The 4,220-nt window shown below is 31.6% G+C and carries 3 protein-coding genes and 1 tRNA gene; all 4 read right to left on the minus strand.

Features of this window, described 5'->3' with window-relative positions; all coding sequences use genetic code 11:
- Positions 1 to 306: 306 nt before the first annotated feature.
- The 4 genes from TR13x_RS10605 to TR13x_RS10620 all read right to left on the minus strand — a co-directional run bounded on the left by TR13x_RS10605 (position 307) and on the right by TR13x_RS10620 (position 4,188).
- Positions 307 to 2,079, minus strand: coding sequence for an NADH-dependent [FeFe] hydrogenase, group A6 (locus TR13x_RS10605; protein ID WP_054871911.1), 1,773 nt, complete (start codon positions 2,077 to 2,079; stop codon positions 307 to 309).
- Positions 2,080 to 2,114: 35 nt separating this feature from the next.
- A complete protein-coding gene (locus tag TR13x_RS10610) occupies positions 2,115 to 3,374 on the minus strand; it encodes an NADH-quinone oxidoreductase subunit F (RefSeq protein ID WP_054871912.1) in 1,260 nt (419 codons plus the stop codon).
- A complete protein-coding gene (locus tag TR13x_RS10615) occupies positions 3,367 to 3,864 on the minus strand; it encodes an NAD(P)H-dependent oxidoreductase subunit E (RefSeq protein WP_054871913.1) in 498 nt (165 codons plus the stop codon). The genes TR13x_RS10610 and TR13x_RS10615 overlap by 8 nt, the downstream gene beginning before the upstream one ends.
- Positions 3,865 to 4,111: 247 nt before the next feature.
- A tRNA-Arg gene (locus TR13x_RS10620) sits at positions 4,112 to 4,188 on the minus strand.
- Positions 4,189 to 4,220: the final 32 nt, after the last annotated feature.

Here is a 4,220-nt window from a genome sequence, read left to right on the forward strand (position 1 = left end):
TTATTTTCTCATGTCAAGAACTTTTTTTAATTTCTATTCATCCTTAATTTTTCTAGTCTTCAACATTATTGATACCCAATAGTATTAATTTTATTCAATTAATTTATTTAATCTAAGATTTCGTTATAATTCATTAAGAAATTAAATATCTTATTAAATTATAGATAATTAAAAATATATTTTCTGAATTGTATTAAAACATCTATAATTAATAATTTTCTATATGTCAAAACAAAATCCACAAGCCAAGTATAAAAACCAAGCTTGTGGATTCAAAATTGAAATTACTTTATCTATATTTATACTCTATTCTTCAGTTGTAGCAACTTCGCTATCGTATTTTAGATAGTCTATATCTAATATTTGATTTCTAGGACTATATGACGTATGAAGTAATTTGTGAGAAACCTTGCCAAGAGGTTTACCTAAAAATTCTTTATATAGCTGCTTAATCGCAGGATTTTCATGAGATTTTCTGATCTTCATACTTTTATCAACATTATAAATCCCCTTAATTCTTTCTTCCTTAACTTTGACAGTAGTTCCTATAGGCTGTCCTCCTCCTCCAATACAGCCACCTGGACAACACATAATTTCGATAAACGTATAATCTGCTTTCCCATTTTTAACTAAATCTAATATTTTCTTTGCATTACTTAGGCCATGAGCCACAGCTACTTTCACAGATGTTCCATTTAAATTGACTTCAGCTTCTTTAATACCTTCTAATCCTCTAACTTCAGTAAAATCTAGTTTTTCAAGTTCTTTTTCAGTTACTAACTCATAAACTGTTCTAAGAGCTGCCTCCATAACTCCACCAGTTGTACCAAATATTACTGCTGCTCCTGTTGTAATACCAAAAGGATCATCAAATCCCTCTTCTTCAATGTTAGCCAAATCAATACTTGCAGATTTAATCATTCTTGCAAGTTCTCTTGTTGTAAGCACTGCATCCACATCTCTGTAACCATAAGATGACATTTCTACTCTATCAGCCTCATATTTTTTAGCTGTACAAGGCATTATAGATACAGTAAATATCTTTGATGGATCTAATCCCATTTTCTCAGCATAATATGTTTTTGAAAGTGCACCAAACATCTGTTGAGGAGATTTGCAAGTTGATACGTGCTTAATTAAGTCTGGATAAAATCCTTCTAAATAATTTATCCAGCCTGGACTACATGATGTTATCATTGGCAACGTATCATTATTCTGTATTCTTTGTAATAATTCATGTCCTTCTTCAATTATTGTTAAATCCGCAGTAAAGTTAGTATCAAATACTTTGTCAAAACCAAGTCTTCTAAGAGAAGCTACTACTTTTCCTGTTACATTTGTACCTGGGTTAAAGCCAAATTCCTCACCTATACTTACCCTAACAGCTGGAGCTATTTGCACAATTACATGAAGAGTTTCGTCATATAAAGCATTCCACACCTTCTCAGTATCATCTTTTTCATATATGGCGCCAACTGGGCATACAGTAGTACACTGTCCACAAAAAACACACAAAGTATTGATTAGTTTCTTTTCAAATGCAGGAGTTATACAATAATTGATTGATCTATGTGCTTGGCTTAATATCCCTACCTGTTGAACTTCTTGACAAACTTCTATACATCTATTACATTTTATACATTTACTATGATCTCTTACAATTGCTGGATTTGATTCATCTATCTCTAAAGAATCTACTTCTTCTTCAAGATTAGTCTTGGAAATATTAAACATTTCACAAAGTTTCTGAAGTTCGCACTTACCATTTCTAATACATTTAAGACAATCTTGTGGGTGATTTGCTAAAATTAACTCAAGTACTCCTCTTTGTGTATCTCTTACTAATTTTGAATGTGTATTCACTTTCATTCCATCCCAAACTGGAGTAGAACAAGCAGTAACTAATTTATTAGGTCCTGTTTGTACTAAGCATATTCTACAATTAGCTTTAACTTTTTGATCCGGATGTTGACATAATGTTGGAATATTAATACCAACTTTTTTAGCTGCTTCTAATATAGTAGTACCTTCTGGTACAGCTATTACCTTATTATCAATAGTAATTGTACAATTACTCATTTTTAACCTCCTCAATATTATGAACTTTAGTAACTTTATCTACTTACTTTATAAATTCGCTGATAAAATTCTACTGGAAAATGCTTTATTGCAGAAAGCAAAGCTGTTGGAGCAGTTTTCCCTAATCCACAGAATGAAGCATATTTCATAACATTAGCGAATTTTTCTACTGTTTTTAAATCTGTTATACTAGCATCTCCAGCAACAAATCTATTAATTATTTTTGTAATTTGCCTGTTCCCTTCTCTGCAAGGTGTACATTTTCCACAACTTTCATGCAAGAAAAAGTCCTGTACAGATTTTATGAAATCAACCACACTATTTGTTTCATCTGCTACTAATATTGCACCAGAACCTATTTCAATTCCATGATCCTTTAATTCTTTATAACAATATCTTAAATCTATCATATCAGCAGGAACAATAGCTCCAGATGCCCCTCCAAGCTGAAGAAATTTTAATTTTTTATTTTCTTTAATACCACCACCTATATCATATATAATCTCTCTTAAAGTAACACCAAAAGGAATTTCATATGCACCTGGCTTGTTGATATTACCACATAAACTAATTAATTTTGTACCTTTACTTTCAGAAGTTCCGTACTTTGTATATTCTTCAGAACCTATTAATAGTATAGATGTCGCCGCGGCAAACGTTTCCACATTGTTCACAAGTGTAGGAAGATTATAAAGGCCACATTGTTTAATATATGGAGGTTTTATTCTTGGCCTACCACTTTTACCCTCCATTGACTCGATCAAAGAAGAATTTTCACCACATACATATGCCCCTGCCCCTGAAAATACCTTAATGTCAAAATTAAAGTCGGTACCTAAAATTTTTTTACCTAAATAACCAGTATTTTTAGCTAATTCGATAGCTCTCCTAACCTTGTCGTGAAGGTGTTTATATTCTTCTCTAATATAGATATAACCTTCATTTGCTTTAACTGTATAAGCAGCAATAGTCATTCCCTCTATTATTTTGTAAGGATCATATTCTAATAAATATCTATCTTTAAAAGTTGCTGGTTCACCTTCATCTGCATTACATATAATAATTTTTCTATCTCCCTTTACAGTAGCTGCTTGTTCCCATTTTTTTCCTGTAGGATATGCTGCTCCACCTCTTCCCCTTAAACCAGAAGCTTTAATCTCATCAATAACACCTTGAGGCCCTAATTCAAAAGCTTTCTTTAAAGCTTCAAATCCACCTAATTTAACATACTCATCAATTGATTCTATATTATATTTGTTAAAATTTTTTGTTATAACATTAACCACTCTATTCATGATTAATCCTCCTGTAACTATTAATAATCTCTATGATTTTAGTCTCATTTAAATTTCCATACACCTTATCATCAATTCTAAATGCAGGCGAAATATCGCAAGCACCGAAACAAGCTGTATACTCAAGGCTAAATTCTCCATCTCCTGTAGTCTCCCCCATTTTAATACCTAATTCTCTTTCTAAAATCTCTCTAATTTTTTGATACTTATTCAATCTACAGGTAGTACTTTTACATAGTTGAATAACATGCTTTCCCTTCGGCTTATCATTAAGAGCTGAAAAAAAAGTAATAACATCATAAACCTTACTTGAAGGAATATTCAACTTGATACTTATATATTTTGCTACTTCTTCGGGAATATAATTTTGAGGAATGTTTGATTGGCTTTCTAAGAGGATAGCTAGCAAGTTGTTCTTATTCCAATTGTGTTTTTCTAATATTGAGTCAATTTTGTCGAACAAGCTTCTTTTGGTTGTGAATTTTTCCATTGTTTTGATACTCCCCCTTTGGATTATAAATAATTATTATAAAGTATAAAAAATCTTGATATTTATATATTAATAGAAATGTCGAAAAATATCCAGAATAGTCTAAAAATTAACAATATTAAAATAACGGCTTAAGCCGCTATAAGATAGAATAAAATCTTCAATTAAAAATCAACTTCTATAAGACATAAAAAAATGGAGAATTGGCTTCTCGCATCAACCCTCCATTTTTTTAATAATATTTAAGTGGTGCGCCCAGAGGGACTCGAACCCCCAACCTTCTGATTCGTAGTCAGACACTCTATCCAGTTGAGCTATAGGCGCAAATATGGAGGCGGCACCCAGATTCGAACTGG

The sequence above is a fragment of the Caloranaerobacter sp. TR13 genome, assembly GCF_001316435.1.
Lineage (GTDB): Bacteria > Bacillota > Clostridia > Tissierellales > Thermohalobacteraceae > Caloranaerobacter.